The 14,931-nt window shown below is 50.3% G+C and carries 12 protein-coding genes; 10 read left to right on the forward strand and 2 right to left on the reverse strand.

Going from position 1 to position 14,931, the window contains the following annotated elements:
* The first annotated feature begins 25 nt into the window (after positions 1-25).
* The 7 genes from misR to rplS all read left to right on the forward strand — a co-directional run bounded on the left by misR (position 26) and on the right by rplS (position 6,830).
* Complete coding sequence (gene misR, locus AAG834_RS05895) at positions 26-703, forward strand: two-component system response regulator MisR (protein WP_003740839.1); 678 nt, start codon at positions 26-28, stop codon at positions 701-703.
* A gap of 15 nt (positions 704-718) precedes the next feature.
* Positions 719-2,134 (forward strand): HAMP domain-containing sensor histidine kinase, encoded by a 1,416-nt coding sequence (locus tag AAG834_RS05900; protein WP_342031563.1) that lies wholly within the window; start codon positions 719-721, stop codon positions 2,132-2,134.
* Positions 2,135-2,455: 321 nt separating this feature from the next.
* Positions 2,456-4,849: a bifunctional acetate--CoA ligase family protein/GNAT family N-acetyltransferase gene (locus AAG834_RS05905; RefSeq protein ID WP_342031564.1), complete on the forward strand. Its 2,394-nt coding sequence runs from the start codon at positions 2,456-2,458 to the stop codon at positions 4,847-4,849.
* A gap of 76 nt (positions 4,850-4,925) precedes the next feature.
* Positions 4,926-5,174 (forward strand): 30S ribosomal protein S16, encoded by a 249-nt coding sequence (rpsP, locus tag AAG834_RS05910; protein ID WP_003740833.1) that lies wholly within the window; start codon positions 4,926-4,928, stop codon positions 5,172-5,174.
* A gap of 18 nt (positions 5,175-5,192) precedes the next feature.
* Complete coding sequence (gene rimM / locus AAG834_RS05915) at positions 5,193-5,702, forward strand: ribosome maturation factor RimM (RefSeq protein ID WP_070514388.1); 510 nt, start codon at positions 5,193-5,195, stop codon at positions 5,700-5,702.
* Complete coding sequence (trmD, locus tag AAG834_RS05920; protein ID WP_070514387.1) at positions 5,702-6,451, forward strand: tRNA (guanosine(37)-N1)-methyltransferase TrmD; 750 nt, start codon at positions 5,702-5,704, stop codon at positions 6,449-6,451. Before rimM ends, trmD begins: the two co-directional genes overlap by 1 nt.
* A 13-nt stretch (positions 6,452-6,464) precedes the next feature.
* Positions 6,465-6,830: a 50S ribosomal protein L19 gene (gene rplS, locus AAG834_RS05925; protein WP_003740828.1), complete on the forward strand. Its 366-nt coding sequence runs from the start codon at positions 6,465-6,467 to the stop codon at positions 6,828-6,830.
* Positions 6,831-6,983: 153 nt separating this feature from the next.
* Here rplS and trhA read toward each other — a convergent pair whose 3' ends face one another.
* Entirely contained in the window at positions 6,984-7,601 is a 618-nt protein-coding gene (gene trhA, locus AAG834_RS05930) for a PAQR family membrane homeostasis protein TrhA (protein ID WP_342031565.1), read from the reverse strand.
* A gap of 143 nt (positions 7,602-7,744) precedes the next feature.
* Positions 7,745-8,335, reverse strand: a complete 591-nt coding sequence (locus AAG834_RS05935; RefSeq protein ID WP_342031566.1) for a tyrosine-protein phosphatase — start codon at positions 8,333-8,335, stop codon at positions 7,745-7,747.
* 263 nt (positions 8,336-8,598) lie between these two features.
* On the opposite strand from AAG834_RS05935, the gene AAG834_RS05940 reads away from it, so the two are divergent.
* From AAG834_RS05940 to ubiB, 3 genes are all read left to right on the forward strand, one after another.
* Positions 8,599-10,455, forward strand: coding sequence for a transferrin-binding protein-like solute binding protein (locus tag AAG834_RS05940; RefSeq protein ID WP_342031567.1), 1,857 nt, complete (start codon positions 8,599-8,601; stop codon positions 10,453-10,455).
* A 457-nt stretch (positions 10,456-10,912) separates the two neighbouring features.
* The gene (glyS, locus tag AAG834_RS05945; RefSeq protein WP_342031568.1) at positions 10,913-12,976 is read left to right on the forward strand and encodes a glycine--tRNA ligase subunit beta; all 2,064 of its coding nucleotides are present in this window, start codon (positions 10,913-10,915) and stop codon (positions 12,974-12,976) included.
* Positions 12,977-13,187: 211 nt separating this feature from the next.
* A complete protein-coding gene (ubiB, locus tag AAG834_RS05950) occupies positions 13,188-14,699 on the forward strand; it encodes a ubiquinone biosynthesis regulatory protein kinase UbiB (protein ID WP_342031569.1) in 1,512 nt (503 codons plus the stop codon).
* Positions 14,700-14,931 lie beyond the last annotated feature (232 nt).

Below are 14,931 nucleotides of genomic sequence, written 5' to 3' on the forward strand. Positions count from 1 at the left end.
CATACAATCACGAAAAGGAAATCCCATGAGTCGCGTATTACTCGTAGATGACGACGCTTTGCTGACCGAATTGCTCACCGAATACCTTACCGCCGAAGGATTGAACGTCCACAGCGTTCCGGACGGCGAAGCCGGTGTACACGAAATCCTGACCGGCCAGTACGATGTCGTGGTATTAGACTCCATGATGCCGAAAATGAACGGCTTGGACGTATTGAAAAACGTCCGCTCGCAAAGCACCGTTCCCATCATCATGCTGACCGCCAAAGGCGACGATATCGACCGCATCATCGGATTGGAAATGGGTGCGGACGACTATGTTCCGAAACCTTGCACCCCGCGCGAACTGTTGGCACGCATCAACGCCATCCTGCGCCGTGCGCAACAAAGCGGCGAGCCGAACAACGCGCCAAACAGCATTTCCGTCAGCGACGTCGTCCTCTACCCCGCCAAACGTCAGGCGACCATCAAAGACACTCCGCTTGAGCTGACCAGCACCGAGTTCAACCTGCTTGAAGTCCTGATGCGCCATGCCGGACAAGTTGTCAGCAAAGAAACTTTGTCCATCGAAGCGCTTGACCGCAAACTGGCAAAATTCGACCGCAGCATCGACGTCCACATCTCCAGCATCCGCCACAAACTGGGCGATGCCTCGCTGATTCAGACCGTACGGGGCTTGGGCTACCTGTTTGTTAAAAACTAAAGATAAAACAGATCAATGAAACTGTTTCAACGCATCTTCGCCACATTTTGCGCAGTCATCGTCTGCGCAATCTTTGTGGCGAGTTTTTCTTTTTGGCTGGTGCAAAATACCCTCGCCGAAAACCAATTCAACCAACGCCGCACCATCGAAACCACTTTGATGAACAGCATCCTCTCCGCCTTTAGGGCGCGCGGGGACAGCGGTGCGCGCGAAATTTTGGCGGAATGGGAAGACAGCCCCGTTTCCAATTCCGTTTACGTCATTTTGGGCGACGAGAAAAAAGACATCCTCGACCGCAACATCGACAACCACACCATCGAACGCGCCCGCGTGTTTGCCATCAATAATCCCAATTCCGATTTGGCGCACATCGAATACGACCGTTTCGGCGAAGAATACCTCTTCTTTATCAAAGGCTGGGACAGCCATCAGGCGCAACGCCTGCCCAGCCCGCTCTTTATCCCTGGTCTGCCGCTCGCCCCGATTTGGCACGAATTCATCATCCTCTCCTTCATCATCGTCGTCGGTCTGCTGATGGCGTATATCCTCGCCAGCAACATTACCAAGCCCATCAAAATCTTGGGCAGCGGTATGGACAGGGTGGCAAACGGCGAACTTGAAACCCGTATTTCGCAGCAAGTGGACGACCGCGACGACGAATTGTCCCACCTTGCCATCCAGTTCGACAAAATGGCGGAAAAACTGGAAAAACTCGTTGCCAAAGAACGCCACCTGCTGCACCACGTCTCCCACGAAATGCGCTCGCCTTTGGCGCGCATGCAGGCAATCGTCGGACTGATTCAGGCGCAGCCGCAAAAGCAGGAACAATATCTGAAAAGGCTGGAAGGCGAATTGACCCGCATGGATACCTTGGTTGGCGAATTGCTGACGCTTTCCCGTTTGGAAACGTCCAACATCCCGCTGGAAAAAGAAAGCCTGAAGCTCGTCCCCTTCCTTAAAAACATCGTGGAAGACAACCAAAGCATCGCCCAGCAGAACAAACAAACCGTTACCCTTTCGGTCGAACCCAGAATCCCCGAAAATGCCACGGTCTGCGCCAACGAAGGCTATTTGTACCGCGCGTTTGACAACGTTATCCGCAACGCCATCAATTACAGTCCCGAAGGCAGCACCATCCGCGTCAACATCGGACAAGACAGCAAGCATTGGATTGTGGACGTTACCGACAACGGCCCCGGCGTGGACGAAATGCAACTGCCGCACATTTTCACTGCCTTTTACCGTGCCGATTCCAGTGCCAGCAAACCAGGCACAGGCTTAGGCCTTGCCCTAACCCAGCACATCATGGAGCAGCACAACGGCAAAATCATGGCTGAAAACATCAAGCCGAATGGTTTGAAAATGCACTTTATCCTGCCCAAAAAGAAAGTGAACGGCAAAGCGGAAAAGCCGCATCCTAAAACCACTTGACCATGAATGTTGCCCATCGGGGTTTGTAAACAAATTGCCACACCCCAAGCCTATAAAAGGTCGTCTGAAAAGAACAAACCCTTACGTTCCCGCCTTTCAGACGACCTTTTATGCCATTTGTCATATATAATGCAAGTGAATAATTAAATCATTTAAAGTCCGTATGTTCCGCTATGCCGAGAGCAGCGAAACAGACTATCCATTGATAACAAAACCAACCACGAACGCCCAATCCCGTTCACTCATCACACACCCCTTCCAACCCAAACCGTCCGAAAGGTCGTCTGAAACGCAGCGTCCACACACCGAAAAGGAGGCACCATGTCCGCCCAATCCATGTCCGGCTACTTCTTCATGCCCAACCACATCATCCTCGTGGGCGCGAGCGAACGCCCATACAGCTTGGGCGAACGCATCCTGAGCAACCTCCTGAGCGCACCGTTTCAAGGTCAAATCACACCCGTCAACCTTCGCCACCGCACGGTTGCCGGACTCACCTCCTACACCAATCTCAACAAAATCCCCGGCAGCGCCGACCTCGTCATCGCCGTAACGCCGCCTGACAGCTACGACGCCCTGTTCAAATCCTGCCGCAAAAAACAGTTCGGCCACATCATCCTCATCCAAGACTGGGAAAGCCTGTCCGACGACGAATGGCACACCGCCGAAGCCGCCATCAAAAAACACCACTGCGACGAGCTCAACATCAGCGTGTGCAGCCCCGCCGGCGTACAGCTTCCATCGCAAAGCCTCAACATCAGTTCCCAACCCGACCATCCGGCAGGCTACACCGCCCTTCTGACCGGACACGCCTCCGTCAGCAGCGAAATCAACCTCATGCTGCAAAAAATGGGACAGGGCATTTCGCGCCACATCAGTCTCAACTATCCGCTCAGCCCCACCACTTCCGCCGACTGGCTCAATCGTTTCGGCCACAACCGCCACACTAAAGTTGCCGTCATCGAGCATAACCCAGCCGAAAACCAACGCAACCTGTTCAGCGCCATCCGCCATTTCGCCCGCCACACCCCGCTCATCCTCCACGTTACCCACCGTTCAGACGACACTGAAAAAGCCGTGTTACGCTGCCTTGCACGTCATTGCAACTTCCTCGCCACATTCAGCAGCAGCGAACTCGAAGCCGCCCTGCATGCACGTTTATCCGACCTCCCACCTCTGAACAGCATCGACATCCTGTCCAATACCCCTGCCGAGTGGCTGGAAACCTGCGCGCCCCAAAACCTAAAACTCCAATTTCCTACCGAACAACCTCACATCCGCCAAGGTTACATCGGCAGCACACCCACGCCCGCGCATTACCACAGCATCGCCAGCCAACAACTTCAAAAAGCAAATACCGAAGCCCTGCTCGCCATCGTTGCCCCGACCGACAGTCCTGACGAGAAAAATCTGACCCGCACTCTGAGCATGCTGGCGAAACACACTGCCAAACCCTTACTTGTCAGCAGCCGCTTTTCAGACGACCTCCTACATTTCGACCGTCCTGAACAAGCCCTGCAAGCCTTATCGTTCCGAAACATTGCCGACCAACTGCAAAAAGAGCAGTTACGCATCGCCACGCCTAAAAAAGGTCGTCTTAAAACCCCGCAAGCAAGAAACATTACCAAAGCCCTCACTTCAAAAGACCTACCCTTGCTTGCCGAAGCCCTGTGCCTGCCCACTTATCAGCACACTACACATAACGCGGTGCAATTCCGTTTTCAACGCCATACCGTCTATGGCGACATCCTGACCGTATGCCATCAAGGCAAAACCACCGCCGCGCTCCCGCCGTTTTCTACGCTGGACATTGAACACATCGCCCATTTCGCCCAACTTGAAAACACGCATATCCTCAACCAACTCCTGCACACCTTAAACACACTCAGCCAACGGCAGCAATACATCGGTGAAATCCTGCTCAACCTCAACGGCGACCAATACAGTAGTGACTTTGTATTGCAGGCTGACGAACGTCCCTCCCCGAAAAACAAACCAACCAATATCGCCACCCTCAAGCTCGAACAAGCTGCCGCCAAAGTACAGACCGCGGCAGAATACCTGCGCAGCAAAAATCCTGCTGCCGCCGAGTTTCTCCGCAATACCGGCGAAGCTGCCGCCGAACTTTTGGGCGCAAAAACCGAAAGCGAAGCCCCCATCCAAAACGTACTCGCCCCCTACCCGACCGAGCATCCTGCTACGCTTACCCTCAAAAACGGCGAAACCGTAACCATCCGCCCCTTCACCCCCGAAGACGCGGAAGCCAAGCAGCAATTCGTCCGCAGCCTTTCTCCGCAAGCGCGCTACACCCGCTTCATGACCCACACCAACGAATTGCCCATCCCCACCCTCGCACGCTTCAGCAAACTCGACTACCACAGCGAAGCCGCATGGACGGCACGCAATTCAGACGACCTCATCGTCGCCGTCAGCCGCTTCAGCCGTATCAACCGCAATGAATGCGAATTCGGCATCACGCTTGCTGAAAACGTACGCGGCAAAGGGTTGGCAGTGGAAATGATGAAGCTGATTATCCAATCGGCAACACAACAAGGCTACCGCGTCATGAGCGCCCAAATACTCAAATCCAACACCCCTATGCTTAAACTTGCTGAAAAATCAGGCTTTACCATCACACCTTCCGAAGAAGACAACACTTTGTGCCAAGCACGCCTCAGCCTGACCACTCCGCAAAACAGCAACAAAAACAAATAAAAACTTGCATGAACAACGCAAAATATCCTAAAATTAGCGGTTTCTTATCTATCCGATTTTCTCAAAAGGACTCAAAATGGTAGTTATCCGTTTGGCTCGCGGTGGTTCTAAACACCGTCCCTTCTTCCACGTAGTCGTTGCCGACTCCCACAACCGTCGCGACGGCCGCTTCATCGAGCGCGTTGGCTTCTACAACCCTGTTGCCAATGAAAAACAAGAGCGCGTACGCCTCCAAGCCGACCGCCTGAACCACTGGATCGCTCAAGGCGCACAAGTCAGCGACGCAGTTGCAAAACTGATCAAAGAACAAAAAGCTGCTGCTTAATCACCGGCTAATCTTGCTATGACCGACACTCGACAACGGGTAGCCATGGGCTACATCAAAGGCGTATTCGGCATCAAAGGCTGGCTCAAAATAGCCGCCAATACAGAATACGCCGACAGCCTCCTGGACTACCCTGAGTGGCAGTTAAGCAAAGACGGTAAAACACTGAATGTGACACTCGAAGCCGGCAAAATCGTCAGCGGAGAGCTTCAGGTCAAATTCGAAGGCATAGACGATCGCGATCAGGCTTTTGCCCTGCGCAGCTATACCATCGAAATCCCCCGAGAAGAATTCGCCCCTACCGAGGAAGGCGAATACTATTGGGCAGATTTAGTCGGCATGACTGTTGTCAACAAAGACGATATCGTGCTCGGCAAAGTCACAAACCTGATGGAAACCGGTGCCAACGATGTTTTGATGATTAATGGAGAACATGGTCAAATCCTGATCCCGTTCGTATCCAACTACATCGAAGCCGTCGATACCGAAAGCAAAACCATTACCGCCGACTGGGGCTTAGACTACTGATGTTGATACAAGCCATCACCATCTTCCCCGAAATGTTCGACAGCATCACCGAATACGGCGTAACCGGTCGCGCAAAAAAACAAAACCTTTGGCAATTCCAAGCCATCAATCCCCGCAAATTCGCCGACAACAAACTCGGCTATATTGACGACCGCCCCTTTGGCGGAGGTCCGGGAATGATTATGATGGCACCGCCGCTGCAAGCAGCGATAGAAGAAGCCAAACAAACATCTTCAGTTCCTGCAAAAGTCATCTATCTTAGCCCGCAAGGTCAACCGCTGACCCACAAAAAAGCCGTAGAACTTGCGAAATCTCCGCATCTCATACTGCTTTGCGGACGATACGAAGGAATTGACGAACGCCTGTTGCAAAGCAGCGTAGATGAAGAAATCAGCATAGGCGATTTTGTTGTCTCCGGCGGAGAGCTGCCCGCCATGATACTGATGGATGCCGTACTCAGACTGATACCCGGCGTATTGGGCGATATACAGTCAGCCGAGCAGGACTCATTTTCAGACGACCTGCTAGACTGCCCCCATTACACCAAACCCTTAGAATTCCAAGGCATGACTGTTCCCGACGTATTGCGTTCGGGCAATCATGGCTTGATAGCCGAATGGCGGTTGAAACAATCGCTGCGGCGCACCCTGGAGCGCAGACCAGACCTACTGGAAAAGCGCAGTTTAATCCCAAAGGAATCCCGCCTCTTAAAAGAAATCTTGCAAGAGCAACAGGAAATCCAATCATAATTTAGGAAAAACAATGAACCTGATTCAACAATTAGAGCAAGAAGAAATTGCTCGCCTGAACAAAGACATCCCCGAATTCGCACCGGGCGACACCGTAGTCGTTTCCGTACGCGTAGTAGAGGGTTCACGCAGCCGTCTGCAAGCTTACGAAGGCGTTGTTATCGCCCGTCGTAACCGCGGCTTGAACAGCAACTTCATCGTTCGCAAAATTTCCAGCGGCGAAGGCGTTGAGCGTACTTTCCAACTCTACTCCCCTACCGTAGAAAAAATTGAAGTAAAACGCCGCGGTGACGTTCGTCGCGCCAAACTGTACTACCTGCGCGGTCTGACCGGTAAAGCGGCCCGCATTAAAGAAAAATTACCTGCCCGTAAAGGTTAAGCAAAAGAATTGCAAAACAAAATCCCCACTTTTCAGTGGGGATTTTTTTACATCATCTTTCTATCATTCTGCAACAAATTCAATCACAGATAAGATTTCGGTTACCACCCTACAACCAAAACCTTAGAATAACTTCTGTAAACCGCCAGCCTCTTAAAGTACATAAAAATAGATGCAGATAAATTGAGCCAAGCTTCCACCAAGAACAAACAAATGCCAAATACCATGACCATGTTTAATCTTTTTATCATTCACAAACCAATAGATACCGACGCTATACAATACACCGCCCAACGCAAGCCAAAACAGTCCGGCAGATGAAAGCGATTGAACCAATGGAAATAAAGCAACCAAAATCAACCATCCCATTACCACATAAATAATCATGGACAACAGCCGTTTTTCACTCTTTCTCCCTATCGTAAGCTCTTGAATAATCCCTAAAAATGCTAAGCCCCACGACACACCGAAAAGCGACCAACCCCATTCTCCCTTAAGAGGAATCAAGGTAAACGGGGTATAGCTGCCTGCAATCAACAGATAAATCATGCAATGATCCACTTTTTGCAAGACAGCCTTAATTTTAGGTTGAGGAATACTGTGGTACAACGTTGAGCCCAGATACAGCAAAGACAGGCAAACACCATAAGTAATCGCACTGGCAAGCCGATATGAATCATCCGCCTTAATAATCATCAGCACCAATGCCGCAACAGCCAGCATGGCGCCGATCAAATGAGTATACGCATTAAAGCGTTCACCGTGATACATAAGAATCATTCTTAGTTTGAAGAGACCGGCAAAGTGTACGCCAAACACCATACCGTAAGCGCAAGAAAATGATAAAGATAAGTTAAAACCAACACCGTTATCATTCCAAGACGCCTAATCCAGGCCTTACCTTACATTCAACATCATCCCTCTTTTCGCAGACGTTCCAAATGTTCGCGCACCTCCTGTACCTTTTCTTCGGTAAACAAATTCTCAATATTTTTCCAGATACTATGATAACCATAAGGACCATGTTGCATTTCCAACCTAGCCTCTTCCACCGACCAACCCTGATAAATAATACGGTACATTCCGGAAATCAAACCTGTACGGTCAGCCCCATGATAGCAATGAACCAATACAGGACCGTATTTTTGCTGCTTTTCAATTAAGAAAAGCGTTTGCGCGACATCTTTAGGCTTAATTTTCCACGTCAACAAAGGACGGTTCAGCAGCATCAAATTGCGCCCTTTTAAATGTGTTTCATTGTCGTTCCGATCAAAAAATCGCAAATTAATCACACTACGGATACCGAGTTGCTCAATCAGCTCCCCATCTTCCGCAACCGGCTGCTCACTGCGGTAAAGCTTATCGTCAATACGGTACAAATTAGCATCTTGCTTTACCAAACTCGCCCAACGGGCGGAAGCGGTAGAAATATCTTGAGGAGCCATAGGAGTGGAGCACGCAGCGAGGAAACATGAACACAAAATCACAAACACAAAATGACGCATAAATTCTTCTCTAAAATAAAACGTGATTGTAATGGCAGGTCGTCTGAAAACGAAGCCCGATTAAAGCAGACAACCGCAACCGGCAGCTTCAAGCATTTTCAGACGACCTTTATGTCGTACAAATCAAACACAAACTGTATATCGATGGACAATTATCCCAACAAATGTAAAAAACAGTTTATTTTTGTCATAATTATATCTATGATAATACTTTATGCCATTTGATAAAAAGCACCATTCCAATCAACAAAAAAGGGAACAATATGTCTGCAATCAACACTAAAATCAAAACCATCATCTTAACCGCCATCAGCGCGGCAATCCTGTCTGCCTGTGGAGGCGGCGGTGGCAGCGGTGGCGCATCCACTCTTTCCACTGGATCAACCAGCACAGGCGGCAACGGCAGCCCTGCTAAAAACAGCAGCCCAAGCAATGCCACCCCCAGCGCTACCAACGACAATAACGCCGTAGCAATCCCTGCACCTCACAACAATCGTGCTGACAACCTTGCTGGTCTGATTGATGAATCCCCTCTTGACGCTTTGAACCTTGCCACACCGCTGCACACAAGCTTTATTTCTTCAACCAGTGCACAGCAAGGTAATCCGAATGTTCAGTTGCGCCGTAGTAATGAAAACGACAAACTGTTCCAAACAGACAATCAAATAAATAATCAAAACGGTTTAGTTAGCTCCTTAGATTTTAAAGCTAATGACGAAGTTAAGTTAGATGAAATCATACTGTATAACAAAACAGAAGAAGGTAATGCTACACAGGTTAAATTCACAACTACAGATTCCATCATTGCCAAAGCATTTTCAGGAGGAAAAACCAAAAGTGATGTTAGCCAACAAACAGGGCAAGAACCAAATAATGAATTCAAAGTTGGACAGTCCACGCTAGATCAAAAAATTATCAGCCTATATAAAAAGCTTGAAAATGCAAAAAATGCTTTAACGGCTGCCGAACAAAAACTGGTCAATGATACAAATGCTTTTGCTGAAGCGCTGCAAAAAAAAGATCAAGCAGAACGACAGAATGCTAAAACCTATAATCTGATGATTGAGACACTTAGCAAAACCGCCAGCTCTTCAAAGGAAGAACTTGAATCTTTTGAAAAAGCAAAAAAAGAACTAGAAGAAGCTAAAGCCAAATTTGAAGCCGAAAAAGGCGAAAGAAATGACGATATTGTAGCTAGATTAGAAGAAGCAAATAAAGCTGTTAGCGCAGCACAAGATCAGTTAGATAAACAAATTACAGCTTTAACACAAAATTTGAATGATAAAGATTTAGCCAAATTTGAAGCAGCTAAAAATGTTTGGGAAAGTGCTGAGAAAGATTTGCAAACAGCAAACCAAAATTTAGCATCCGCAAAAGCAACACGTTCAGCCAGCAAAGATGCAAAAGATGCAGCCGAAAAAGCTAAAGATGCTGCTGCCGAAATTTATGATTCAACAAGACAAATACGCCAACATTTAACTGAATTGGCGGAAAATCATACCAACCAACTTGCGTATATTGCTAAAGATAAGGATGGCACCGTATTTGACAAACGATTCGACGGCATCTACGTCATCCGCTTTGTTGATGGTACGCAGATCGTTATGCACGATCCTGCCGCTGCCGGTTGGACTTACCAAACTTTCGCCCACTATATTGATCCGAAATCCGGTGTGATTTACGGCTATCAAAGCTTAGGCGATGAGACCAAGTTCACCGACCTGCCTGAAAAAGGTACGGCAACTTACAACGGCTTGACTACTGCCTATGTTGTGAAAGGTGATCAAAGCCGTCAGTTGACGGCGGATGTTAAAGCCATCGTCGATTTTGGTTTGAAAGGCGTACGCTTTGAAACTGCCAATTCCCAATTCCACTCCCTCGACGCCAACGGCCGCCGTGTAAGCGAAGCTGATGCGAAATACGACATGAAAGGTACGGCGAAATGGGAAAACGGCAACCTCTTCCTTGGCTCGGTTGAAGCAGCCGCAGCAGGTCTGAAAGGTAATTTGAGCGGTAAATTCTACGGTGCAAAAGCTGCTGAAATCGGCGGTACTTATGGTCTGAAAAACCAAGACGGCAGCGAACACCTCATCGGTGGTTACGGCGCGAAACGTCAATAATCCTAATGACCGTCTCCTTTAAATAAAAAAGGTCGTCTGAAAGACTGTTTGCAGTTTCAGACGACCTTTTTCTTTTTACCTGCCAAACATACCCGCACCAATATGAAAGCGCATAACATGATCACCTAATGCAGCGACAAATTGATTTGAAATCAGCGAAAAACAAGGAAGTTATCCTTATCCGGCAGCTTTGCCTCTTATCTTCATCACCCTCTACCCGCTTCTATTACCAACTTCTCTAATAATCACACCGCAGAGAAGGCGCAATTGTGGCATAATCTGCACCAAATCAAACAGACATCGGCAATGCACGCCATAACGGCGCGCGGATCCGATGGCTTTATCACCAAACTTTCAGACAAATCAAATCAAGACGGGGTTTCCAGCCAGAGGTCGTCTGAAAGTATCCGCTTCAACGAAATTAAAACCGACAAATGTAAAGAGCAGAAAGTCTCACATGACAACCCAAACCCTTTTAATCGAACTCCTTACCGAAGAGCTCCCCCCCAAAGCCCTAAATAATTTAGGCAACCACTTCGCCGCTTCCGTTGCCGAAGGCTTGGAAAAAGCGCAACTGATTGACGGCGCAGCCGAATTTACCGCCTACGCCTCGCCGCGCCGTTTGGCCGTTCAAATCAAAAACGTCAAATCCGTTCAAGCCGATCAGAAAATTGTGAAAAAAGGTCCTGCTGTGGCGAATGCCATGAAAGACGGCGCGCCGACCAAGGCTTTGGAAGGTTTTGCACGCGGTGCGGGGGCGAAAATCGAAGACTTGACCATCGTCCACGACGGCAAGCAGGATGTGTACGCTTACGAATACGTCCAAACCGGCAAACCGTTGGGCGAACTTTTGGAAGACATTATCAATCAAGCCGTTAAGAAACTGCCGATTCCGAAAGTGATGCGTTGGGGCAGCAGCACGTTCACCTTCGTGCGCCCCGTTCACGGGCTAGTTGTACTGCACGGCGGCGACATCGTGGACGTCAGCGTCTTGGGCCTGCAAAGCGGCAATCAAACCTTAGGACACCGCTTCCTGTCCAGCGGCGAAATCACCATTGAAAACGCTGACAGCTACGCCGCACAAATGCGCGAACAAGGTAAAGTCGTCGCTTCGTTTGCCGAGCGCAAAGCCGCGATTCAGACTGCCTTGAACGAGCAGGCAGGTCGTCTGAAAGCCACCGTTGCCGCCGATGAAGCGCTGTTGGACGAAGTCACCGCGCTGGTCGAATGGCCTGTCGTTTTGGAAGCCGGTTTTGAAGAGCATTTCCTCGCCGTGCCGCAGGAATGTCTGATTCTGACCATGCAGCAAAACCAAAAATACTTCCCGCTGCTCGACCAAAACGGCAAGCTGATGAACCGCTTCCTGCTGGTCTCCAACCTGCAAACCGAAGACCCGTCGCACATCATCCAAGGCAACGAACGCGTTTTGCGCGCGCGCCTGTCTGATGCCGAGTTCTTCTACAAGCAAGACCAAAAAGCGACTTTGGAAAGCCGCCTGCCCAAGCTGGAGAACGTGGTTTATCACAACAAAATCGGTTCGCAAGCCGAGCGTATCGAACGCCTGCAAAGCATCGCCGCCCACATCGCCAAGGCTTTGGGTGCGGATGCCGCCGCAGCCGAACGTGCCGCGCGTTTGGCGAAAGCCGACTTGGTGACCGAAATGGTCGGCGAGTTCCCCGAACTGCAAGGCACGATGGGCAAATACTACGCCCGCTTGGACGGCGAAACCGAAGAAATCGCCGAAGCCGTCGAGCAACACTACCAACCGCGTTTCGCCGGCGACAACCTGCCGAACGGCAAAGTCGCTACTGCCGTTGCGCTGGCCGACAAACTAGAAACTTTGGTCGGCATTTGGGGCATCGGTCTGATTCCGACCGGCGACAAAGACCCCTACGCCCTGCGCCGCGCCGCCTTGGGTATTTTGCGGATGCTGATGCAGTATGGTTTGGATGTGAACGAGCTGATTCAGACGACCTTCGACAGCTTCCCCAAAGGTTTGCTCAACGAGAAAACGCCGTCTGAAACTGCCGACTTCATGCAGGCGCGCCTTGCCGTATTGCTACAAAACGACTATCCGCAAGACATCGTTGCCGCCGTACTCGCCAAACAGCCGCGCCGTTTGGACGATTTGACCGCCAAACTGCAAGCCGTTGCCACGTTCAAACAACTGCCTGAAGCCGCCGCGCTCGCCGCCGCCAACAAACGCGTGCAAAACCTGTTGAAAAAAGCCGATGCTGCTCTGGGCGAAGTCGATGAAAGCCTGCAGCAACAAGATGAAGAAAAAGCCCTGTATGCCGCCGCACAAGGCTTGCAACCGAAAATTGCCGCCGCCGTTGCCGAAGGCAATTTCCAGACCGCCTTGTCCGAACTGGCTTCCGTCAAACCGCAAGTCGATGCCTTCTTCGATGGCGTGATGGTAATGGCTGAAGATCCCGCAGTGAAACAAAACCGCCTGAACCTGCTGAACCGCTTGGCAGAGCAGATGAACGCGGTAGCGGATATTGCACTCTTGGGCGAATAATATCGAGCCATAAACAAAGGTCGTCTGAAAACGGACAAGCAGCTTTGTCCAACGTTTTCAGACGACCTTTTTGATTCTATGAATCTAACGCCATCCGCCCACGCACGAAGCCAATTCCCGCCCACATCCTTGTCTCAGCACCATACCATTCCGTGTGGGCACAGCCTATTTACTATATAATTTCGACTTTCAGCATTTTCCGCGCTTAATCATGAAACGGCTCAAACGCATCAAAACCATCCTCCGCACGCTTTACCTCTACCATCTCGCCGAGCTGTTTGCCGCGCTTGTCCGTCCGGGCTGGGCGCGAACGCTGTTGAAAATGCTGCCGCAGTCGTCTGAATTTGAAAACGAACCGCCGGCCGTGCGCCTGCGTTTGGCATTGGAAAGCTTAGGGCCGATTTTCATCAAATTCGGACAGGTTCTGTCCACGCGCCCCGATTTGATTCCGCATGATTACGCGGTCGAATTGGCAAAGCTGCAAGACAAAGTCCCGCCGTTTGATGCGCAGCTTTCACGCTCGCAAATCGAAAAATCGCTGGGGCAATCCATCGAAACGCTGTACGCAGAATTTGAAACCGAGCCCGTCGCCAGCGCCTCCATCGCCCAAGTACACAAAGCCTGCCTGCATTCGGGCGAACAAGTGGCGGTCAAAGTCTTGCGCCCCAACCTTCTGCCCGTGATTGAACAAGATTTGTCGCTGATGCGCTTCGGCGCGGCTTGGGTCGAGCGTCTGTTTGCCGACGGCAAGCGTTTGAAACCGCGCGAAGTAGTGGCGGAATTTGACAAATATCTGCATGACGAGTTGGACTTGATGCGCGAAGCCGCCAATGCCAGCCAACTCGGACGCAACTTCCAAAACAGCAATATGCTGATTGTGCCTAAAGTATTTTACGACTACTGCACCAGCGACGTGCTGACCATCGAATGGATGGACGGCACGCCCGTATCGGAAATCGCCAAACTCAAAGCCGACGGCATCGATTTGCACAAACTCGCCGATTACGGCGTGGAAATCTTCTTCACGCAAGTCTTCCGCGACGGCTTTTTCCATGCCGATATGCACCCCGGCAACATTCTGGTCGCCGCCGACAACCGCTACATCGCCCTCGATTTCGGCATCGTCGGCACGCTGACCGACTACGACAAGCGCTATCTCGCCATCAACTTCCTCGCCTTTTTCAACCGCGACTACCACCGCGTCGCCACCGCCCACATCGAATCGGGCTGGGTGCCTGCCGACACGCGCGCGGAAGAATTGGAAGCCGCCGTCCGCGCCGTGTGCGAGCCAGTGTTCAACAAACCGATTTCGCAAATTTCCTTCGGCTTGGTGCTGATGCGCCTGTTTGAAGTCAGTCGCCGCTTCAATGTCGAAATCCAGCCGCAGCTTGTGCTGCTGCAAAAAACGCTGCTCAACATCGAAGGCTTGGGACGACAGCTTGATCCCGATTTGGACTTGTGGAAAACCGCCAAACCGTTTTTGGTAAAATGGATGAACGAACAGGTCGGCCCCAAAGCCCTTTGGCGCAACCTCAAAAACGAAGCCCCCGACTGGGCGCAAATCATCCCTTCCCTGCCGCGCAAAATCAGCGCGCTGGTTGACGAAAACCGCCAGCAGGAAATGCGCGATGCCTATATCCATTTGGTCAAAGTACAGCAACGGCAAAGCATGTGGCTGGGCGTGATTGCAGTTATTTTGTTTCTGATTTTGCTGTTTGATTAAAAATCTATATACACAAAAGGTCGTCTGAAAACGCAATGGTGATTTTAGAAAAACCCGCTACCTTTGTTTTCAGACGACCTTTTTATTATGGATTTAAATAAAACACCCGCCACAACCGTCGTAACGTGAGCTTCGCTCGCGAAAATCGGAATATTTTGCCCATCACCCAAAACAGAATAGACCAACATATTTCTCGTGGGCAAAGCCTACGCTACTTTTCCAGCTATTATCG

The organism is Neisseria sp. Marseille-Q2251, assembly GCF_940793045.1.
In the GTDB taxonomy this organism is placed as follows: Bacteria; Pseudomonadota; Gammaproteobacteria; order Burkholderiales; family Neisseriaceae; genus Neisseria.

Excerpts from the sequence above, each read along its gene's own strand:
- misR (WP_003740839.1), top strand. The coding sequence starts at position 26 with ATGAGTCGCGTATTACTCGTAGATGACGACGCTTTGCTGACCGAATTG.
- AAG834_RS05900 (WP_342031563.1), top strand. The coding sequence starts at position 719 with ATGAAACTGTTTCAACGCATCTTCGCCACATTTTGCGCAGTCATCGTC.
- AAG834_RS05905 (WP_342031564.1), top strand. The coding sequence starts at position 2,456 with ATGTCCGCCCAATCCATGTCCGGCTACTTCTTCATGCCCAACCACATC.
- rpsP (WP_003740833.1), top strand. The coding sequence starts at position 4,926 with ATGGTAGTTATCCGTTTGGCTCGCGGTGGTTCTAAACACCGTCCCTTC.
- rimM (WP_070514388.1), top strand. The coding sequence starts at position 5,193 with ATGACCGACACTCGACAACGGGTAGCCATGGGCTACATCAAAGGCGTA.
- trmD (WP_070514387.1), top strand. The coding sequence starts at position 5,702 with ATGTTGATACAAGCCATCACCATCTTCCCCGAAATGTTCGACAGCATC.
- rplS (WP_003740828.1), top strand. The coding sequence starts at position 6,465 with ATGAACCTGATTCAACAATTAGAGCAAGAAGAAATTGCTCGCCTGAAC.
- trhA (WP_342031565.1), bottom strand. The coding sequence starts at position 7,601 with ATGTATCACGGTGAACGCTTTAATGCGTATACTCATTTGATCGGCGCC.
- AAG834_RS05935 (WP_342031566.1), bottom strand. The coding sequence starts at position 8,335 with ATGCGTCATTTTGTGTTTGTGATTTTGTGTTCATGTTTCCTCGCTGCG.
- AAG834_RS05940 (WP_342031567.1), top strand. The coding sequence starts at position 8,599 with ATGTCTGCAATCAACACTAAAATCAAAACCATCATCTTAACCGCCATC.
- glyS (WP_342031568.1), top strand. The coding sequence starts at position 10,913 with ATGACAACCCAAACCCTTTTAATCGAACTCCTTACCGAAGAGCTCCCC.
- ubiB (WP_342031569.1), top strand. The coding sequence starts at position 13,188 with ATGAAACGGCTCAAACGCATCAAAACCATCCTCCGCACGCTTTACCTC.